Origin of the sequence: Lysinibacillus sp. NPDC093210, assembly GCF_044753985.1 — a bacterium.
Classification (GTDB): Bacteria; Bacillota; Bacilli; order Bacillales_A; family Planococcaceae; genus Lysinibacillus.
Genome location: NZ_JBIVOE010000001.1, coordinates 1 through 18,570, shown reverse-complemented (window position 1 = coordinate 18,570; position 18,570 = coordinate 1). Strand labels below are relative to the sequence as shown.

General features: G+C 30.8%; 16 protein-coding genes and 1 pseudogene. 11 read left to right on the top strand and 6 right to left on the bottom strand.

Features of this window, described 5'->3' with window-relative positions; all coding sequences use genetic code 11:
• Positions 1-35: 35 nt before the first annotated feature.
• Positions 36-1,436, bottom strand: a complete 1,401-nt coding sequence (gene pdxR, locus ACIP9C_RS00085) for a MocR-like pyridoxine biosynthesis transcription factor PdxR (protein WP_401007428.1) — start codon at positions 1,434-1,436, stop codon at positions 36-38.
• Positions 1,437-1,694: 258 nt separating this feature from the next.
• Here pdxR and ACIP9C_RS00080 point away from each other — a divergent pair, with 258 nt between their 5' ends.
• The gene (locus ACIP9C_RS00080; RefSeq protein WP_401007425.1) at positions 1,695-2,384 is read left to right on the top strand and encodes an MBL fold metallo-hydrolase; all 690 of its coding nucleotides are present in this window, start codon (positions 1,695-1,697) and stop codon (positions 2,382-2,384) included.
• A 164-nt stretch (positions 2,385-2,548) separates the two neighbouring features.
• On the opposite strand, the gene ACIP9C_RS00075 is transcribed toward ACIP9C_RS00080, so the two are convergent.
• The 4 genes and pseudogenes from ACIP9C_RS00075 to ACIP9C_RS00060 all read right to left on the bottom strand — a co-directional run bounded on the left by ACIP9C_RS00075 (position 2,549) and on the right by ACIP9C_RS00060 (position 5,272).
• Positions 2,549-3,049 carry a hypothetical protein gene (locus tag ACIP9C_RS00075; protein ID WP_401007423.1) on the bottom strand — a complete coding sequence of 167 codons (501 nt, stop codon included), beginning with the start codon at positions 3,047-3,049 and terminating at the stop codon, positions 2,549-2,551.
• 145 nt (positions 3,050-3,194) lie between these two features.
• The gene (locus tag ACIP9C_RS00070) at positions 3,195-3,647 is read right to left on the bottom strand and encodes a hypothetical protein (protein ID WP_401007421.1); all 453 of its coding nucleotides are present in this window, start codon (positions 3,645-3,647) and stop codon (positions 3,195-3,197) included.
• A gap of 153 nt (positions 3,648-3,800) precedes the next feature.
• Complete coding sequence (locus tag ACIP9C_RS00065) at positions 3,801-4,253, bottom strand: hypothetical protein (RefSeq protein WP_401007419.1); 453 nt, start codon at positions 4,251-4,253, stop codon at positions 3,801-3,803.
• Positions 4,254-4,502: 249 nt separating this feature from the next.
• A pseudogene (locus tag ACIP9C_RS00060) lies at positions 4,503-5,272 on the bottom strand (SAR2788 family putative toxin).
• 407 nt (positions 5,273-5,679) lie between these two features.
• Here ACIP9C_RS00060 and ACIP9C_RS00055 point away from each other — a divergent pair.
• From ACIP9C_RS00055 to ACIP9C_RS00015, 9 genes are all read left to right on the top strand, one after another.
• Complete coding sequence (locus ACIP9C_RS00055) at positions 5,680-6,513, top strand: thiopeptide-type bacteriocin biosynthesis protein (RefSeq protein ID WP_401007417.1); 834 nt, start codon at positions 5,680-5,682, stop codon at positions 6,511-6,513.
• Positions 6,494-8,839 carry a lantibiotic dehydratase gene (locus tag ACIP9C_RS00050; RefSeq protein ID WP_401007415.1) on the top strand — a complete coding sequence of 782 codons (2,346 nt, stop codon included), beginning with the start codon at positions 6,494-6,496 and terminating at the stop codon, positions 8,837-8,839. The genes ACIP9C_RS00055 and ACIP9C_RS00050 overlap by 20 nt, the downstream gene beginning before the upstream one ends.
• Complete coding sequence (locus ACIP9C_RS00045; protein WP_401007413.1) at positions 8,829-10,265, top strand: ABC transporter substrate-binding protein; 1,437 nt, start codon at positions 8,829-8,831, stop codon at positions 10,263-10,265. Before ACIP9C_RS00050 ends, ACIP9C_RS00045 begins: the two co-directional genes overlap by 11 nt.
• Complete coding sequence (locus tag ACIP9C_RS00040; RefSeq protein WP_401007411.1) at positions 10,234-11,439, top strand: MFS transporter; 1,206 nt, start codon at positions 10,234-10,236, stop codon at positions 11,437-11,439. The genes ACIP9C_RS00045 and ACIP9C_RS00040 overlap by 32 nt, the downstream gene beginning before the upstream one ends.
• A gap of 392 nt (positions 11,440-11,831) precedes the next feature.
• Entirely contained in the window at positions 11,832-12,680 is an 849-nt protein-coding gene (locus tag ACIP9C_RS00035) for a helix-turn-helix domain-containing protein (RefSeq protein WP_401007409.1), read from the top strand.
• Positions 12,681-12,845: 165 nt separating this feature from the next.
• Positions 12,846-13,019, top strand: coding sequence for a helix-hairpin-helix domain-containing protein (locus tag ACIP9C_RS00030; protein WP_401007407.1), 174 nt, complete (start codon positions 12,846-12,848; stop codon positions 13,017-13,019).
• Between the two features lie 4 nt (positions 13,020-13,023).
• On the top strand, positions 13,024-13,191 hold the full coding sequence (locus ACIP9C_RS00025) for a hypothetical protein (RefSeq protein ID WP_401007405.1): 168 nt from the start codon (positions 13,024-13,026) through the stop codon (positions 13,189-13,191).
• A gap of 294 nt (positions 13,192-13,485) precedes the next feature.
• Positions 13,486-14,121, top strand: a complete 636-nt coding sequence (locus ACIP9C_RS00020; protein WP_401007403.1) for a response regulator transcription factor — start codon at positions 13,486-13,488, stop codon at positions 14,119-14,121.
• A gap of 380 nt (positions 14,122-14,501) precedes the next feature.
• Positions 14,502-15,296, top strand: a complete 795-nt coding sequence (locus ACIP9C_RS00015) for a hypothetical protein (RefSeq protein WP_401007401.1) — start codon at positions 14,502-14,504, stop codon at positions 15,294-15,296.
• A 474-nt stretch (positions 15,297-15,770) separates the two neighbouring features.
• On the opposite strand, the gene ACIP9C_RS00010 is transcribed toward ACIP9C_RS00015, so the two are convergent.
• Complete coding sequence (locus ACIP9C_RS00010; protein WP_401007398.1) at positions 15,771-16,265, bottom strand: hypothetical protein; 495 nt, start codon at positions 16,263-16,265, stop codon at positions 15,771-15,773.
• A gap of 1,614 nt (positions 16,266-17,879) precedes the next feature.
• On the opposite strand from ACIP9C_RS00010, the gene ACIP9C_RS00005 reads away from it, so the two are divergent.
• The gene (locus tag ACIP9C_RS00005; protein WP_401007397.1) at positions 17,880-18,497 is read left to right on the top strand and encodes an ABC transporter ATP-binding protein; all 618 of its coding nucleotides are present in this window, start codon (positions 17,880-17,882) and stop codon (positions 18,495-18,497) included.
• The last annotated feature ends 73 nt before the right edge of the window (positions 18,498-18,570 follow it).

The following is an 18,570-nucleotide window of genomic DNA, read 5'->3' as shown; positions in this document are numbered from 1 at the left end:
ATAAAAAACGCAGGAATTTAACTTTCCTGCGTTTTTTATTCGTTGATTGAAGACAACTGCCACGCTTTTGCTAACTGTTGAACCCCATGCTTGATGTCTTCTATTTCTAACTTACTAAAGCCTAATTGTAGTATTGGTTCATGTGTGGATTGTTGAAGAAAATAGGGGCTTGTCGGATATACTTTTACGCCGTATTGCTCTGCAGTTTGGATGAGCTGTTCTTCCGACTGTTGTACATGTAACTTGACCAATACATAAAGCCCTGAATGTTCTCCAAGTATCGTAATATAGTCTCCGAAATGTAGCTGAAGCTGCTCTACAAGAAAGTTCATTTTATGTTTATAGATAATGCGCATTCGTTTAATATGACGTGTCCACTCACCATTTTCCATAAATGTTGCCATCGTTAATTGATGGAGGGAGGATGCATTATGTTCAAATTCACTAAACTGTTCCTTGTAACGATGTAGAAGTGACTTAGGTAATACCATATAGCTTAGTCGAATACCAGGTAAAAAAGATTTTGAAAAGGTCCCAATATAAATAACCCGTGAGTGATCAATGGATGCAAGCGCAGGAAATGGCTGCTGCGCATAGCGAAATTCACTGTCATAATCGTCCTCGATAATGTATCCATCCACTGTTTTTGCCCACTGAATAATTATTTGGCGTTGCTGTATAGACATAGTGACGCCGTAAGGAAAATGGTGTGAAGGTGTAACATATAAGAGTCGTGATTGCATTTCTGATAATAATTGAAGCTGTGCACCTTGCTCTAAAACAGGGAGTGCTTCTAGGGTAAAGCCGTTTAGTTTAAACGATTGTCGTGCACCAATATAACCAGGGTCCTCGACAATCACACTTGCGAAATCGTGCTTCAAAATAAAGCCTAGGTACAGTAGCATTTGCTGTGTACTACTACCAACAATAATATTATCCGCTTCGCATTTAACCCCGCGTGCTTGTAATAAGTATTGGACAAGCTGCTCTTTTAATAAAGGTTCCCCAAACGGTTCCCCATACACAAAACTTTCCTCTAACTGGAGTGCACGATTAGCAAATTGTCGCCATGCCTTTAACGGAAAATGTGCTTGATCGACAGCTCCTGCCCGAAAATCAATCTTTATAGCAGGAGGCACCTGCTTTACGTTTGAAGGAAGCAATGATGCTTCCTCTTCCTTTAAAAAGACTGGTTCCAATACATTGACGAAATAGCCTTTGCGTCCTTCACCTCGTATGTATCCTTCAGCTACAAGCTGCTCATAGGCAGTCAACGTAGTATTGCGACTGACCTGTAACGTCTCCGCCAACCTTCGAATAGAAGGGAGAGAATCATTCGACTGTAAGTTTCCTTGTTCAATTAGAGTCTTTAATTGCTGATAAATCTGTTTATATTTTGGCTTTTCATTGCTAAATGGAAAAATAAAATCGTGCATATGTAAGACCTCCTTGACATGCAAAAAGAGATAATAATGTGTGCTTTTTTATATGTCAGATTGTTATGTATTATAGTACAGGAATCCACGTTGAAAGGAAATGACATATGAGGTTTTTATAAGGGAAATGTCCTGCTTATTAATGACAATAACTGTTTTTTGAAATGTACTTATTGAAAAAAAGCCATATTATAATGTACTGTTAATGAATATTCAGTTATTGATTATTTCAAAAGCACGCGTATGGGGGAGAGAAAAATGAAGATAGTAGAACTACCAATTGAATTTGAATTTAATGGACAAAAGAACACTATTTATCCGAGCTTAATTGTAGTGAATGGTGAAATAACGTTGGTCGATACAGGGTATACAGATTTTTACCCTTTGATCGAAAATGAAATATTAAAAAATGGCTATGAGATGAAGAATTTAAAGCACATTATTATTACGCACTACGATGATGATCACATAGGGTCCTTATATGATTTTAAAGCAAAATATCCTTGGGTTAACGTCATAGCAAGTGAAATAGAATCGAAATATATTAGTGGTGAAATCAAGTCTGAGAGATTGGTGCAAGCCGAAGAAATGCTAGAACATATGCCACAAGAAGAAATTGAATTTGGGAAATGGTTTATTCAACAATTAAAGAATTTAAAGCATGTTGCAATCGATAAAAAGGTACATGATGGGGACATGATTCTACATAACGAATGTAGGGTAGTCGCAACGCCTGGGCATACAACAGGGCATATTTCATTATACTTCCCAAGTTTAAAAAGTGTCATTACTGGAGATGCAGCTGCACACGAAAATCAAGAAATGGTTATTGCGAATCCACATTTTTGTTTAAATGTTGAGCACGCAGAACTGTCTTTGCATAAGATTAAAAATCTTCAAGCAGACAATTACTATTGTTATCATGGTGGGAAATTTACTTTATTGTAAAGGTTGTTTTCGCATTATTTTAAACATACTATTTAGATTGGAGGAAATTAAGAGGGAATAATAAGGTTATATATGGAAATCGGTGACTGGATGAAAAAAGTCACCGACTCTTTAAATGTTAAGTGTTTTGTTTGCTAGTTTTCTACAAATCAAATGAAACTGCATTAAAACTTTTTCTTAGCCATACGTTGTATCGCTTTAAGGGAAATTTTTTTTTTTTTTTTTTTTGCCAATTTTTTTAAGGTTTCTTTTGCGTATTTGTTTGCAGGATCTAATGCTAAAATTTCATGGCAAGTTTCATGGGCTTTTTCATCACTCACCAATTTATCAGGCACCTCATGAAGGAATAATAAGTGTTCTAATATGTCAGAATCATGTTCATTTGTTAGCTCTACAGCTCTTTGTGCGTGATAGAGAGCACAATGATAGGCACCTTCGATAGGTGTTAAAGCATGTACAAATAATGAAAAGGCAAGATTGTGTAACTCTACGGTTTCTTTCTTCTTTATAAGATAATGCAAAAAAGTATAGTAAAGAATATTGCGGTTATCATAAGCACTTATTATGATTTCATCTTCAAATTGTTGGAAATCCACTATTTGGTATAATTTTTCAGCTTCTGTGAAGTTGCCAGATAGAATAAGGTGCTCTAGATTTTTTATCATGGAATAATCACCTACATTTTACTGATTTATTGCTATTAAAATATTTTAAATAACATCAACTTTTTGAAAGCCACTAGGTTAAAACGAATCATTCAAACGTTTTAACCTAGTGCTTGTACGTCTTTTCACCAGTGTAATAGAAATCTTACTGAGTTTTACGTTTTAACTCTTTAAGGGAACTTTTAGCGGTTTTATTAGTTGGGTCAAGCGCTAAAATCTTATGACAAATTTCAATCGCTTTTTCATCACTGACTAATTTATCAGGCACAGTATTAAGGAATAATAATTGTTCTAAGCTAAATGTATCTTGTTCATTTGTTAACTCGACAGCCTTTTGTGCGTGATAGAGGGCACAATGATGAGGGTTGCCGATAGGGGTTAAAGGGATAACAAATAATGAAAAGGCAAGATTGTGTAACTTCGCTGACTCTTTTTTCATTAATAAATAAAGCAAAAAGGTGTAATTAATCATATTGCGGTTATCATAAGCGATTGATAGTAGCTGATCATGAAATTGTTGGAAGTCCATTTTATGATAGATTTCTTCAGCATCTTTAAAGTTGGCTGATAAGATGAGCTGTTCTAAATTTTTTAACACGTTTTATTCTCCTTTGGTTTTATTTTCGTCATTAAGAAAGTTTTATAGTTTCTAGGAACTTTTTAAATTTACGCCAATTAATAAATAGGCGTAAGAGAGTAGAGAGCTAAATATGAAAGGAGCTTGTACTTTTTTCACAAGTACATAAGAACATTACTTCATTCTGCGTTGGACCTTTTTAAGTACACTTTTGGCAATTTCATTAGAAGGCTCTAACGCTAAAATTTTATGGCAAGTTTCAAGGGCTTTATCATCACTTACGACTTGATCGGGCACCCCATATAGAAATAATATAAGTTCTAAATCTCCTACATTTTGTTCATTTGTCAATTCGATAGCTTTTTGTGCATGATAGAGAGCACAATGATAGGCACCTTCAATAGGCACTAAAGGGACTATCAATAAAGTAAAGGCAAGATTGTGTAATTCCTCTGATTCTACTTTCATTAATAAATAATGTAAAAAAGTATAGTAAAGTATATTGCGGTTGTCATAAGCACTAATTATGATTTCATCTTCAAATTGTTGGAAATCCATTATTTGGTATAATTTTTCAGCTTCTGTGAAGTTGCCAGATAGAATGTAACTTTCTATTTGTTTCAACATAATTTATTCACCTCTGTACTACTGATTTTCCTTTCAACTTTCAATATATTATAAAAAATATTTCAAAAATTATTCTTCATAAAGTAAATAGTATTTATAGAAATAAAGTAGCTTATATCTGTTGAAGTAGCCCTAGGTTATAACGAAATATTGACCGTTTTAACCTAGGGATTGTAAGTAAATAAATCAACATGTTTTTAATAGAACTCTTCAATTCCTTTGAAGTTATTGAAAGAATTCAATTTTCTATTATCTATTAACCCACGCACTACCTATTTTTATTTTTCCATCCCTTCTTACAAAAGTTACCGTTACTGTATGACCATTTATATTTAATATTTTCTGTCTTCCATTTATCTTATAGGGTTCCTCTTTTCCGTAGCGCATCACGTAAGACATTACTTTTGATACATCATCCCAATTATTCTTCGTTACTTTATGCCAATCATGCTTTGGATCTAGGATGTGCTTGCGTGAATTAGCATCTAATCTTGATACAGAAGATAATACTTTATCAAAATTTCTACTGCGAATCGCATTCGTTGTAGCTTTTCTACCGTATTTTTTAATCGCATAAGAAATACCATATCTTGCTCGGCAGCTATAATGAATACTGGTAAAGCAGAGGATTGTGCTTCTAATGTATTGATATCATAAATTTCGCCATCAGATTGATCGACAAAAGTTGCTGAGAAATCCTGTCCTTCACTTGTATGTACAATTACTTCATATTCATGGGAGATTTTTTCTCCATCTTCTTCTACTGTACCATGCAATAAAATGGATTCAGTAAATAGATCATAATATATTACTGTTGATACATGAACATCTGTTGTGTTGATGTCAGTATATACTGTGACCAAATTATTATCTTCTTCAACATGTAAATCTAATTGTTCAGTATCTTCTATTCCGAGTTCTTGTAGTATTTCTTTCTCCACTTCAATAGAATTATATTCAATAGTGTTTGCATCTTCGTTTGCGTAAGATTTGAAAGGTTCAACGATTTTTGAATTAATATGCTTATTTGATGCTTCTATAGTAAATGATAATTAAATATTCTTTTAAAAATATTCATAAAAGAATATTTGATTCTACGATTTTTATGTTTTCTAAGAGGATAGAAGAAGCATGCATGAAGTACTGGAGGAGTTTTAATTATCTATTATTCTTTTAGGAATATTTTGCTCGATTTTTTCAAAAACATTGTATATTTATTTTAAAACAAAAAAGGAGGTGTAATTATGAAATTAACAGTTGAAGAACTAGAGACAATTGAGCTTTCTCAAAAAGGAACAAGTAGTACAAGTTATGGTTGTGATGATGCATTAAGAGGTTTTTAATGTGAGCTAATTTTTTAAAAATTTAAGTTAAGAAAAACAAATTCACTTTTAGTGGATTTGTTTTTCTAACTGGGGGAGAGCTAATGGATATAGAAAAGTTAGAAATGAAATCTCGAAAAATTGAAGATAGTTTCAAACTTTGGAATTGTTACATTATTAATGCTAATTATGAAGAACAAAATCAATTGGTAAAGCAACTTTATGAGTTTTTTGGAGAATCGGGAACTAAATTTTGGTATATTAGGAAATCTTATCTGAACCAATCTCACCTTAGAGTAAGATTTCCTATTGATGTTCAGGGCTTCGATCAATTTTTATTAAATAAAAACTATACTACTTCAAAAGTTATATATGAACCTGAAGTATATTTATTCGGAGGACAATTGGGGTTAGATATTTGTCATAAATTTTTTTGTGAGATAACTGAATTATGTTGCTTATTTACTTTAGAAAAGTTAAATAAAAATAAATATTATGCATTTATTGCTTGGTATAGCAATTTTTGTGTTAATAAAATGATTCAAGATGACTTTGAAAGATGGGATTGTTGGAAAAAGATTTTAGAATTAAGGGCTTTTGATGAATCAAAATATAAAATGGTGCTATTAAATATGATTAGTGAAATTAATCTAATAATTCAACTAGATATTGAAAAAGCTTTTGAGGATATTAATCAAAATATAAAAGATGAAATATTAAAAATTAATACAAATTTAATTAAGTTGTTTGAAGAACTTCAGAGGTTATATTTTCATGGAAAGCTTACAAGAGGTATTAGAGGGATAGTAAGTTGTTTGATTATTTTTATGTGGAACATTTTAGGAGTACAACCAGGTATACAAGCTGGTTATTCTTATTCTTTTTCATATTTAACTTCTCCAGATAGGGGGAATAAGCATGGAGATTTTAGCTATTAGGTTACCGGTTAATAAAATTGATTTTTTGTATAGAGATTTGTCTTTTGACAGCTACAATTATGCCAAATTAATATTGGATTTAAAAAATCAGCTTTATATTGAAAATGAGCAAATTTCATCTATTTTATTTGAGGAAGTAAAAAAAGCACAAAGCGACAAAGATAGAAGAGATTTAATTAATTTTAGGAGAAAGATATACAAATCTTTTAAAGACTATGCAAATGATTTAGATAAAATAAAGAGGAGGTTTTCTAAAAATATCCTGAAACGATTGGAGTCTCATAATTTCTTACGTATACGTTATAGTGAATTAAATCGATTAATTTTAAAGGAAATAGAAAAAGAAACTGAACAAATTGAAAATATTATTAAGTTACAGTTAGTATCAAATTGGTTTTCAAATGCCCTTTTAGTAGTTAATCAAAATTTATTTAATAGCATTTATGATAGTAGTCAGACTCTTGATAAAAATAAGTATACTACTTTATTAAGATATTTGCATAAATCTAGTATTATGCCAACACCTTCTAGTCTATGGGCGGGAATAGTAACAGGTTATTTTGGAGATAAAGACAATTTTGAAATAGATTCATCAAATTTTAATATAACCTTGGAATTTAATTGTAATATAGCAAAGCATCTAGCAAAAAGAGAGTTTAAAAAAAATATAAATCCTTATAAACCTTCGTTATATATAAATCCAACTGCCTGTATAATCGAGAATAATATTTATTTCTGGTCTAGCTCATATAATGTCTTGAAAAAATGTAAGTTACCTTATAAATATTTTATGAAAGATTTGTTTTTACAAAAAGATAGAATATTTAGCATTTGCGATTTAGAAAGTATATTAATTCATCATATAGAATATGAAACATTGCGAGAACAAATTTATTACTTAATAGAAACGGATTTCTTAAAAGTACTGGGAACAACCTATTATGCAGATGAAAATCCATTAAAAACTATAGGTTCTGTATTAAAGAATCCTATTTTAGCAGAAATTCCTGAAAGAATTTATACGAATTCTTTTGAAGGATTTAAAGAGGATTTTTTAAAATTATCAAGTATTACTGAAATTTATCCAACTCAATTAGTCAGAGCAAATTTAGCTTATAAGCAAGAAAGTATTACTTTACATCGAAAAATAAAGAATGAATTTAATAAAGCCATGAGTATTTATATAAAATTGTTCGAATTATTATACCCTTATACCTCAGAAAATAATATTGTAAAATATATAAAAGATAGTTATGGAGAAAATCGATCTATACCTCTTTTAGAGCTGAGCTTTTTACCATATAGCAAAACGTTAGATTATAAAACCTATAATTATCGATCTTGGAGAGAAACATCTCAAAATAAACAAAACTATAAAACTTTTATAGATATTATAAAAAAGAAATTAAACAGTGAAAATAAAGTATTGAAATTAACTATTAACGATTTTGAGGTAGTTTTCCCTAAGGAATCATATGGCATAGATAAGTTAGAATGTATTTTTCAATTTTATGAGGAAGATAATTCTAAAATATATATAATTCCAGAGATGTTATCAATACATGTTGGAAGACTACTGGGTAGATTTTTAAGATATTTTAATGCAAAGGAAAGGGAATTATTCGAAAAATTAATATACAATTGTTTACCTAATGCAAAAAATGTAGTACAGGGGAATATTCATATAAATAATGATTTAGATGGGATAGGATTTTCTATTCCTTCAATAACAAAGCAATTATATATATATGACCGCAATGTAAAGTCAAAACAAGAAATCAGTATTAGCGACGTATATTTAAAATTACAATATGGGACTTTAATTACTCATTTGAAAAATAATGAGGAAATTTTTATTTGGAATGCATCATCTATTTCACCAGGAAATGAACGTATTTACAAGCTTTTAAATTATATTTCTCTACAAAATAATTTGAATCTTAATGGACATGCGTATTCTCGTATAGAATTGGATTTAGATTATCAGCCTAGAATTTGCATTGATAATTTAGTTATAAGCAGAGAAAGATTTCGATTAAGATTAAGAGATTTTGATTTTTTAAATTCTAAAAGTCCATTATCTAAAAAGTTAATCGAGATTTTTAACCTATTTATCAAATTAAATTTACCTATGGAGTTTTTTGTGTACACTGATATAAATTTTAAAGCAACCTATATTAATTTAAAAACTATTTATGACTTACTAATTTTTCAACGAGCAATTAAAAATACAAACAATTTCATTTATATTGAAGAACTTTTACCTCAAAAAAAACACTATAAAAATAAAACTAATTTGGAGGTATGGGCTAAATATGAGAAATAATCAGATAAACCTTTTTATACCAGGTATATCAGAAAATCGAATAAATCCTTTACTTTGTAGGAATGATGTTGATACTTGGCTAATGGGCTGTTTGTATCAAGGGATGATGATGTATAATGAAAAAATTGAATTGGTACCGAGATTACTATCAGAATATTATAACAATAATGATTGCACTCAACATATTTTAGAATTAAAACCAGGTTTATTATGGTCTGATAATAAAATGATAAGCAGTGATGACATTAAGTTTACAATTGAAATTATTTTATCTGGATTTGGTAACTTTCAAAACCATTATTTTAAGAATATTAAAGAATTAATAATAATCGATTCACTAACCTTAAGAATAGTATTAAAAAAACCAGACAAGTTTTTTAAACAACGCCTATTGTTACCTATTCTTCCTAAACATATTTTTAAACATATAGATTTAGCATCATTTTATTCTAATAAATATAATAAAAATTATATAGGATGTGGACCTTATAAATTAATAAAAATAGAAGGTGATAAATACTTCTTTGACCGAAATGATGCTTTTCATTTAGGTGCCCCCAAAATTAAAAATATGGTTATTCAAACAGGAAGTATAGAGGTATTAGAACAACTGATTTTAGAAGAAAAATTAGATTTTACAACACTACCAATCAGACTTTTATCTAATAAAGATATATATATAAATTCAAGTTATAATTTCTACCCGTTACCAAAACCAGAAATCATTTATATAGCATTAAATCATAGAACTAATTTTTTTAGAAATATAGAAAATAGAAACTATTTTTATAGATTTATTGACAAGAAAAAAATAATAAATAATGTGTACCATGGTTTTGCGGAAAACCTTAATCAATTTTATCCTAAATTATTGGAGAGATTTAAAAATGAAGACCATCAATCTGAGCCGAGAAATACTATTAGTGACTATCCGCTATCTTTAAAACTTGGTTATTTTATTAATAATGAGGAACATCAGTTAATAGCCAGAGAATTGGTTAAAGAATTTAAAGTCAAAGGTATAGACATTATTCTGAAAAAATTCGATTCGAATATTTGGAAAGAAGATTTTAAAGAAAATAAGCTTGATATGTTTATAATAACACAAACTTTAATGCTTCATCCTGATCCTTCATTTGCTTTTGGTGAAAAGGGAATTATTAACGAAATCATTGGGTGGGAGGATGAAGAGAATGTTAGCTTAATTAAAAAAGGTTTAGAAGTAGACCCAATTTATTTCAAACAATGGTCTAAATATATTTGCGAACAATTACCTGTTCTTTTTATATGTAGCCCTTACGATGTCCAAATTATTAATAAACGGATAAGGAATATTAAGCCTGATCCAAGAGGAATTCTATGGAATATACACGAAATAGAGATGATTGAGGAGTATGAAATTCATTCCAAAAATTTTTTTTATTAACAAAAAATTCACACAAATTTTTTATGCACAATTTCTATCAGGTCTTGCAGATAAAATTATTCTCTTTATTTTACCGCTTTGGATTTTAGAAGTAACAAGATTATCCATCTTCGTTTCTATTTTAACCGCTAGCAGTTCCATTGCTATTGTGATTCTTTCGCCTTTAATGGGTACATTTGTGGATAGATTATATAAAAAAAAATTAATGCTTGTTGCAAACAGTATTCGATGTATGTTATTGATTTTACTTGCTAGTATTACAATTTTAGGCTATTTTGATTTTTTGTATATACTCCTTATTTTTATTGTCTATTCATTTGGCAGTACGTTACATTCCCCAGCAGCCAATGTTGCGCTCACAATTATTGTCAATGATGATGAGTTGCAGGAGGCTGTAGCTCTTAGACAAACATCTAATCAGCTGGAGGGCATTTTAGCGCCAATGTTAGGTGGGCTGTTATTTAGTGTACTTAGTCCTGGTAACTTCTTTCTTATTAATGGGTTGTGCTTCGTTCTCTCTCTTCTTATACTGTTGACTACAAATATTACAGAACAGCATAAAGCTAAATCAAAACAATCTTTTCTTGTAGACTTGAAGGAAGGAATGTCTATTCTTTTTCAAGAAAGGATATTAAAAACCTTTCTTTTTAGCGCTGCTATTATTAATATTTTAGGTGCTGCTATTATGTTAACCCTTCGCGTAATTGTTATTAATTTGGAAGTAAGCTCATTATGGTGGAGCATTATTTTTGTGGGCTCACCTGTTGGGGTTATAATCGGGGCTTTTATGTCAATGAAATTGAAATACCAGAGCAACATATTTATTTACGGGTTTATATGTTGTGCGGTCATGGGAATTTTTAATATATTGATGAGTCTAGCTAATACGCCACTCATGCTAACGATTTTTTACTTTATATCGGGTATAGCATTTGGTATGGGGAATACCTATTTTGGCATAATGTATAGAAAGAAAATTCCTGTTAAAAAGCAAGGTAGATTTTTTGGATTTTTAAGTTCTGCATTATTAATATCTATACCATTAGGACAAGTCTTGACAGGTGTGTTATTAGATTCTATAAATCCAAACCTTGTTATGGGGATATTGGGTTTGTTAACTGTTGTTACTGCTTTTGTTTCATTAAAAGTGTTAAGTGGAATGGACACAAGGTAGAATATACTGTTTTGCGGTTGGTTTGGTTGTTTGAAAGAGACTTCTATAAATTTAATAGCTTTGCAAACCCTCTATGTGAAGCCGGTTTGCAAAGCTTTTAGCTATGGACAACAAAAAAACGCCAATTGTACAATAAAGTTAGAAATGGACAACAATGATAAGATGGTCAGTTTCTCAATCTTTACATTCAAAAACAGGGAAGAGGGGCTATATAAACTTGTTATTAGCTTCCTGTCCCTGTACCGACTAACCAAAGTGTTGAAGTAGATTTTTCAATGTTTATTACATCAATCAATTTAATCACCCCCTTATAAATTATATAATTGCATACATTTCAATCGTTTTAGCTAAATATTCTTGAAAGAATATTTTGTAAAGGAGTGAATGCCAACGTGAAAGGTTATGGTGAGATTACAAAACAAATTAGAATTGGTAAAGGGTATACTCAAAAACATGTGGCAGCTCACCTGTTAACACAAGGTGCATATTCAAAGTTTGAAAATAAGAATACTGACATAAACTTTGCGACGATGCATGGGATTATAAATCGACTAGGCATTACATTTGAAGAATTTTTTTATATTCAAAATGGCTATCAATACAGTAAGCGTGATGAGATAATCGCCCAATTTTATCGGACATCATATAACGATGAAGCTGTACTGAGAGGACTTTCGGAGAAGTGCAAACGTTATTTAAGAGAATTTGAGGAAGATCAACAAATTATTCATATTTCAATTATTTTAGATGGACTTATCATATTAGCTAATACAGGTGATTTTGAGAGAGCGAAGGAAATCGTTGAACCAGTTTGGCGTGACTTATCTAAAAGCAATCAACTTTATATTGCTGATTTATACATGCTGAATGCGATTTTATTTTTATTCCCTTTACCAACAGTCCTTCAAATAAAACAATTTGCTTTACGACACATCGCCTTATTTGAAAACTTTCGCCAAGTCTCACGATTACAAATTAATATTTCAATGAATATTGCTTTACTATTAATGAAAGATAATGAGTATTCAAAAGCACAAAAAGAAATTCTAAACGCCATATTTTTATGCAAAAAAGAACATGATTTCATCCTCCTTGCTATTTGTTATGTAAGAAAGGGCATCTGTCTTAATCGACTTAGTCATTCAGGTGAAAAGTGGATAAGGAAGGGAGTAAATATGTTAATGACCCTTGAGCAATTTACATTATTAGAAATGGTAGAAGAAGAAATAAAACAATACTAGGCTATTAATTGAGAAATTGCATTTCATTAACACTCCTTGCATAATGGGAAGCAAGAGATACGTACTACATTAGACATTAGCTTTGATTAGGGTAGTGCATTGCTAGTTATACTTCTATTAGCTATTATTAATCGAGTATTGTCGAAATAGAAAGGACGGGTTTATATGACAGAATGGCCAAAAGGCGTTGCTAAGCCTGCTATTCGTGCATTGAATGCTGCTGGATATACACAATTGCAACAACTAAAAGAGGGCGATTTAGCGAAATTAAAAAATTTGCATGGCATGGGTCCCAAGGCGCTTGCTGCAATTGAAGCAGCATTAAAAGAAAGTAGGTAACAGTTTGAATAAACTTAGATTGTTTTTATTAGCAATGGTCGTTTATTATATCTTCGTTATTTTTGTTGTTAGTAAGCTATTTATCTTTCCGATTATAAAGGTTATGATGCTTATTTTCTTTATTGGAGCTGGCTTACTATTCACAAGAAGGATGCGGAAGAAATTACAATAGAATCTTTTAAATAAAGAATATGTAACTAGCGGAAAAAATCGCGATTTCAGTTGGAAGTTCTGTAGGTAAGGTACATAGGTTTCTTGGTTTTTGAACAAAGTATAGTTTGACTATAAACAGTCGATTGAAAGGGTATAAAATAGCCCTTATTCGACTGTTTTTTTAGGGGTTTTGAATGTGTTTTCTGAAAATTTTGTGAAGAGTTGACACCTCAGATGTCTAAGAAAAATATGGATGATAAAATAAAAAAGAGTCACAATTCAAAATGAAACTAATTCAAAGGAAGGGATGCGATTGATTTCAATTTTAGTTGTGGAGGATCATCCGATTGTTTTAAAAGGTTTAAAAATACTGTTAAGGGAAATTGAAGATTTACAACTGGAAACGGAGAAAAACCCACATAATGTTTTGTGTAGAATGAAAGACAAACGATTCGACTTGTACTTAATTGACGCCAGCATGGCGACAACAAACGACTTAGAGCTTGTGACTAAAATAAAAGTAAATCAACCCCAAGCGATTGTCATTTTATATACAAGCGATAACATTCGCTCCTATTATTCGCTCCTATTTGAAAGAAAAGTAAATGGTATAGTTTCAAAAACTGCTTCCATTGAGCAACTAATCTCAATAATTCGTTTAAGTGTGCAAGGCAAAATCGTGATTCCAGTCGATTTTTTAGATTATATTAAAGATAAAATGAATAATAGGTTTACAAATTTAAAATTAACGGAGAAAGAAAAACAGTTACTTCAGATGTTAATAAAAGGCTATCCAAATAAAAAAATTGCAGCAATATTCAATGTTTCTGTGCGTACGGTAGAACGCTATTTATCCCAGCTTTTTAGCCTGTTAGGTGTATCTACAAGACTAGAAGCGGTTGAGGTTGCAAAAGAGAAACAATTGCTTGATGAATTTAAAGATATTTGATGATAAAAGTGTCGGGGTAAATCGGCACTTTTTTTAGTTTCTTTTCAGCTACACAAATTACTTGTCATTGGCAACGACTAGAAGCGAAAAAGCTCTAACTATGGGTGTTTTGAAGACAGTTAAGTTAGGGAATTTAATCTGACCGACAGAAATTTAGACGGTACCGACAAAAAAATTGTCGGTTGAAATGTCGGTTGGTGAGGGGATATGATTAATTTAACTCGAGTAGAAGTGTGCTATAGCAGATAATATCATAATAAAGTAAAAAAATCTTGATTTCCATGACAATTGATTTTATACACAGATAGCAATTGTTGGAATCAAGACATATAGTTATATTTTTTATACATTACATTAAACAAAGTAAAGGGGAAATGTATATGATAAAAAATACTTTAGTTGTGAAAGTAGTTGTAGTTTTAAGCTTGGTATTTTCAATAATTTTCGCTTCATCTTTGGGATTATATAGGGATATTGAAGCAAGTGCAAAAATGCAAGAAAGACAAGATTTACTGCAAGATTTATTGATTAAATCTGAAGAATTCAATAAAAAATTTGATGATGCAAGTGAATCAGTAACAAAAGAATTTGAGGAAAACACAAAAAAGCTAATTTTTAATGATGATATTAGCTTAAATACAAATGGTGAATTATCTTTATCTGACCTAGATGTTAAAACTAGTGACGAACACAATGTTGTTTATCTTCCAATTGAGTATGAAAATGTTAAAAGTGAGCTGAATAAATCTTTCTTTTCTATTATCTTTGATAAGACTGGCAATCTAGAATATTATGTTGAAACTAAAATTGTTGGTAATGATGTTAATTATACAGCTGAGGTTGAGGTGTATAATAACGGAATCTTAGCAAAAAAAGAATATTTACAATTTGATAAAGAGGATTTTGATTCTACACTAACTGAGGAGTCAATCTCTCAAAATAATATTATATTTATTAATCCCATAAAAGTAAGTGCTGGTTTTTGGAGTGAATTTAACGATTGTTTAGCGAGCAAAGGTATTGCTGCTTGGGCAATAACAGCTTTATCGGTTGCATGTGGATTAGCATGTATAGGTACAGCAGGTGCTGGGTGTATCCCTTGCTTGTTAGGAGCTGGCTTGGCTACTGAAGGAGTAGTAGCTTATTGTGCTTTTAAAGTCAGAGCAAATTCATGATAAAAACTTTCAAGAAAGAGGTGTAATCTAATTATGATTAAAAATATTTTTTCATTGATTATCATGATTTGTGGGCTTTTAGTGGGTTTAACTTTACTTGATATTATTCACCTACCGTTGTTCTTTCCTTATGCAGGAATAATTATTAGTACAACCGTTATATTAATCATTCTCTTCAAAAATAGAAGGAATCTAGCAGATAATTAATGATAGAATTTAAACAAGCAACTTCTTATTGATATGCTCCTCATTAGGTAGACAGGAATATGTTTATCAAATGAGGAGCGTCTGGTATCAAGTACTTACTTGTCAAAGCAATAAAAACTGTTAAAGATGCTATTCTAGCTTAACTTATATGAACAAAATATAAGTAGTAAAAATCCAAGACGCTGAAAAGAAGGCTTTGAGCAAGTTAGCCAACAAATTTAGTATTTTGAATTTGCACTTTAAAACTAAACTTTTAATATTCTTTTCTTATTTATTGATGTCATAAATCAAGATATCAAACAATTTTTCATCTGTATAAAGCAGTATCGCCCATTGTCCTTTTTCTGGTATTTTAACGCCTGATGGGGCGTGGGCATCTGCTCCATTGTTTGCCCCTCCAAGGTCAATTGTCCAGCCAGTCGTTAATATTTGATGGACCGTTCCTGTTTCTTTGTGATAACCCACTACCGTTAACTTTGTTTCTGTAGGATTTTCAATTCCCCAAAGATGCCACATCCATTTTTGAACATTTAAGCTTGGCGCGTCTGCACCAATAACGCCTGACTTATTTTCATTTCCAATAATATTGTTATTAAATGTCACCGCTTTTTTATCCCAATCAATCTTTTCAAAATCACTTGCTTCAACAAAATTAGGAATGCCTTCAGGTAGCGTTATCTTGTTACTTTTTTCGTTTGATGTACAAGCTGCTAAGGATAATAAGCTTAAAAAAACTAACATAATCGGTAATTTCCTTATCATCTTAATTTCCCCCTTTAAAGAACTAGACGAAAGGTTATAGAAATAGTTTCTTTTTTTCTAACAATTGTAAAACATGCAGTGCCATCACTAGAAAAATTAACTGCAAACGACAGAAATTTTGATGGTACCGACAAAAATATTGTCGGTTGAAATGTCGGTTATGGACAAGATAAATTTAAATTGGCATATTTCAAACTCTTCGTAATTATAGAAATAATATTTCTTGCTAAAAGAATTATTAATGACATCCTCTGAATAATTTGGTTATTTGATAGTAATTACTACAATAATGATTGTAAGTTACTTTTACAAGGAAGCTCTCCCTCATAATTATTTATATCCTTATCAAGACAGAATAAATGCCGAATCCCTAATGTGATAGGAAAAAGCAGCAATTGATAAGAGGATGGTAATATAATAACCACGCGTTTGAGAAAGGAAGGGAAGGATGAAATAAAGCAGTAATCTTCATTTTTATTCCTAAAATTGCTATAAATAGTGAGTTAGGATATTCAACTTCAGACAAAAGTAGCTCATAATCTTGGGATTACTCAACAAATATAAAATGTATTTGTATAACCTCGTTTGTTATGAAATAAAAACGAGCAATTTCATTTGCAATTTAAAAATAGACTTGAAGCACTTAAAATAACAATTAATAGGTCGATTATTCTGCATTTTCGTAATTAAAGTATCTATTATTTGAACCCTCATGAAAATAGGATTTTTCTCCATTCGTTCATTTCATATGTTGCTTTTATTATATTAAGTATAAGTTTCTTATTCTTTTCTGTGCGTCTGTCTAAAGGGGTGAATTTATAACGAATGTCTTTCAACTTGCTGTCGATTATTCGATACAATCTTCGCTTTATTTACAAGAAAGCATTCTTCATTTTAGGTTGGATAATAGGGATTTTAATTTTTCATACCTTATTTAACAGGAGTGACTTGTATCATTCTGCAATGGATTTTTATTTCGTAAGTATTGGGTTTATGCAACTTGAAAATTCACATTTTATTCAAATTTTTATATTGTTACTTCCCTATATTGGAATTGCAATAATTGTAGATATATACATAGCCCAAATGATGGGGAAACTTGCAATAAATTGTTTATTAAGAATTAAAAAGCGTGTGCTTTTTATAGTTTCCCATGTTTTGTCCCTCTACTTGATTATTTTTGCAATGCTATATATCTATTATTTAATGTTGCTGATTATTTCGTTTACTTTATATGAACGAACTACGCAGATCACTGAAGCATTTTTCTCTTGGCTAGACCACCCACAGGAGGTCATGCTTCAAAGGCTTTTACTTCCTGCATTTTTTGGACAATTTATAGGTGCGTTTTGTATTTCATGTGTTCAGCTAGTAGTTTCAATCAAATTTAACCGACTAAGCAGTGGTTTTATTTTCGTTGTATTCCTCTATTTTTTTCAATTAGTTTTTCCATTTATTTTAGGTCAGCATGCATTTGTTGCTAACATTCTAATAAATCATGGTACGTACTTTTACTTTCTATTTATCCAATTTGTGATCATTGGTATTACTGTAGGATACCTTTATGTCACTAGCAAGAAGAATTCATTATTCTTTTCGGAAAGGGGTTAAACGATGCACGATTTAGTTTTAGAAGCAAAAGATGTATCTAAATCTTTTAAAAAGCAAATCATTTTCCATTCTGTATCTTTGTCTATAGAAAAGGGCAAAGCATATGGCTTTATTGGTTATAATGGATGTGGAAAATCCATTTTATTTAAAATTCTTAGTGGCCTCATTGCCCCTGATAGTGGTGAAATTAAAGTATTCGGACAAAAACTTGGAAATGAAGTGGATTTCCCTAAAAATACAGGAATCATCATTGAGACACCTCAATTTCTTGAAGACTATTCAGGTATTAAAAATTTGCGTTACTTAGCAGCTATTCAAAATAAAATAAGCGATACTGCGATTAAGGCTACACTTGAGAGGGTAGGTTTAGATCCTGAAAATAGGAAACCTGTAAAAAAGTATTCCTTAGGTATGAAACAAAAATTGGGGATTGCACAAGCAATAATGGAAGACCCTTCTTTACTTATACTTGATGAGCCATTTAATGGACTTGATAAAACAAGCGTCCAAAACATTCGTACATTATTGCTTGATCTGAAGAAAAAGGGCGTAACGATTCTTCTGACAAGCCATATGCAAAAAGACATTGAATTGATATGTGAAGTGACCCCTAAAAGTTAGACACGGTTATTTCATTTAGGCAGCTTGGGTAAACTGAGTTCGGTATTGTACCGGACTCAGTTTTAATTTTGCC